Here is a 2,688-nt window from a genome sequence, read left to right as displayed (position 1 = left end):
TTCTTATTATAGAAAGCAACTAATCCTGCATCACAATTTAAAATTTCATCTTTACAATCTTGAACTTCTTTTGAATCTGCTCCAAATTCTTTAAGATATTCTACATTTTGGTCAATATCCTTATCTCTAATTTCTGTTAATTGTTGAATACTTAAATCCTCTAGCTTTTCAGACTTAGGATTTTTATCAGCAAACACTAATTGAACTATTAATAAAGATAGAATTATCATTAAAATAATTGGACTTATTTTTTTTCCATTTAACATATAAACCTCCTTTTATAAAAGAATTTAAAACATTTATAAATAAATATAATACTACTAAAAAGAAGACTAACAATACAAATCGGATAAATCAATATGTTTATATATTTTATTCAATTTTTTATAGGTATATTTGGATTGAAGCATCCATAAATTCTCCGCTTTATTTGTATCTAAATTATAAAAACTTAATATAGTATAGTTTCTCGTTACTTATTTAACTAGTTATATACAATTAAAAACAACTGTATCCTAGTATTTTAAACATATACACTAATATACAGTTGTTAAAAAATTTAATGAAATTATTAGTCTAGTAATTTTTTATATCCTTCAATATCATCAAATTTTGTTCCAAAACTTGATGGTTCATCACTTATATATTTCATATTTATTGGTTTACCGTTATTTAGTTGATTAATAGTTAAATCAAAAGAATTATCTTCTTTTAAACTAATTTCAAAACTTTGTCGATCACTACTTAATTTATATGTATTATCTTTTTTTAAAATTTCATACATTCCTTTATTAACTTCTCTATTATCAATATATTCAACAAAACTATTGTCTGCTTTATTAAATGAAATTTGAATATGATATCCATTTACTGCATCACTCTGATAAAATCCATGCAAAGGTAAATTTGCCTTAGATGATGAACAACCAATTAATAGTAATGTAACAGAAAAAATTAATATAGAAAATATATTTCTTTTCATATTTCTAGTACCCCCCTATAAACAACTATAAATCTTTAAAGTTTTGGGTTTTATAGCGAATTATTATAATTTATTTAAAAGTGAATCTTACCAAAACAATTCAATATTTCTTTTATGCGCTATATCATCTTTTTCTTCAATTCTATACTCAACAATCTTATTATCCAAAGTACATTTGAAAAACTTATATGAAGTAGCCTTAATATTCTCTACATCATCCCTATCAAGAGTTACCATCACAGCATCATCAAAAGCTTTTTCCATATATTTATTCTTAAAATCAATACCTCTAAAATCCTTCTTAAAACTTCTTAAAGTCCCTTTAGTAAATAAAGTTTCATCTGGAACAAAGAGCTCATAATCACTAGCTTTTGTGTCAGATACCTTTTCTCCTTCAATGCTATAATTAGCTTTAAAAAGCCCTTCTTCTTTAGCATAACAAACAACATTATCATAAGTAATTGCCACTTCTTCAAGTGTTGCACTTGGAATTTCTTTTATGACCTCATCCTTAGAAAAATACTTTCTCTTGTCCAAATCTTTTACGATAAAGTCAATAGATTCAATATTTCTACCTTTTTTATTTTCTTCATAGCTTATCTCAAAATATCCAGTAGAATTCAGTTCATCTATTGCAGGGATTAAAACCCTTTTTCTTAATTCTGAATACTTTGGATACTTATTTTCTAAAATTAATAACTCTCTAAGTTCACTAACCTTATAATTAATGCTCTCTTTTGAACTACTCCATAGCCTAAGTAATTCATAAAATCTTTGTGCATACGAATTTTTTAAAGTTAACCAAATATTTAAATTTACAGGAGTATATCCTTCTTTCAAGTAATCATGTAATAATACATAAATACGTTCAGATGCCTCTATTCTAAAAGTATCTGTTTTACTGAAATAATCCCAACCATTTATAAAACCATAAGAACTCCAGACGTAAGAGCCATCATCCAGTATAGTTTTTATGTTTATCTCTTTTTTTCTTAATGTAGTTAACATATTCTTGATACCTTTTATAGATGAATCAGTTCTTCCCTTTATAAACCTTGATAACTCTTCCCTTGTTATTTCACAACTTAAAACGCCCTTACTTTCTCTTTGTAATTTATACAAAATATATATAAACATTCTATTTTCGTTCAATGTGATATTATATCTAGACTTAACTAAGTCATTATGTTTCATTAAAATCTCTTGTTTTTCATCCATGTCATCACTCTCCAAGCTAAATATAACATAAACTTTTTAAGTAGACAAGTATTCAGAGTTGTCCACTTAATTGAGTACGAATTTGTCTACCTATCGTACCAATCTGTCTACTTTGAGTACGAATTTGTCTACCTAACCATACTAATCTGTCTACTTTGAGTACGGATTTGTCTACCTATCGTACTAATTTGTCTACTTTCAATCGATATAACCAAGTTATACCAACACTTCCAGACCTCCTAAATACTTTAAATACTTTAAATACTTTTTTTAAATACAATAAAGACTAGTAAAGGTCATTTTCTGTACTAAACTATCCTATTTTAAAACAAAAAAATAAATCCCTAAAAAATAATCCTCAAATACATTTTAAGACTTAAAGCTCAAACATAACTACACTTATAATTAATCAAATAAAAAAGGAGGAACAAATATATGCCAGAAATAATCCAAACTAAAGACATGTCATCACTAAACATAAAATTTGA

2 protein-coding genes and 1 pseudogene are annotated in these 2,688 nt (G+C 25.7%); all 3 read right to left on the bottom strand.

What is annotated here, in order from left to right:
- Window positions 1–266, bottom strand: a pseudogene (locus tag CHF27_RS13585) (amidase domain-containing protein); the annotation flags it as partial.
- A gap of 305 nt (window positions 267–571) precedes the next feature.
- Window positions 572–982, bottom strand: a complete 411-nt coding sequence (locus CHF27_RS13580; protein WP_095405554.1) for a hypothetical protein — start codon at window positions 980–982, stop codon at window positions 572–574.
- An 87-nt stretch (window positions 983–1,069) separates the two neighbouring features.
- A complete protein-coding gene (locus CHF27_RS13575) occupies window positions 1,070–2,200 on the bottom strand; it encodes a replication initiation protein (RefSeq protein ID WP_095405553.1) in 1,131 nt (376 codons plus the stop codon).
- Window positions 2,201–2,688: the final 488 nt, after the last annotated feature.

The organism is Romboutsia maritimum, assembly GCF_002251085.2.
GTDB lineage: Bacteria > Bacillota > Clostridia > Peptostreptococcales > Peptostreptococcaceae > Romboutsia_B > Romboutsia_B maritimum.
This window is presented reverse-complemented; position numbering and strand designations above follow the sequence as displayed.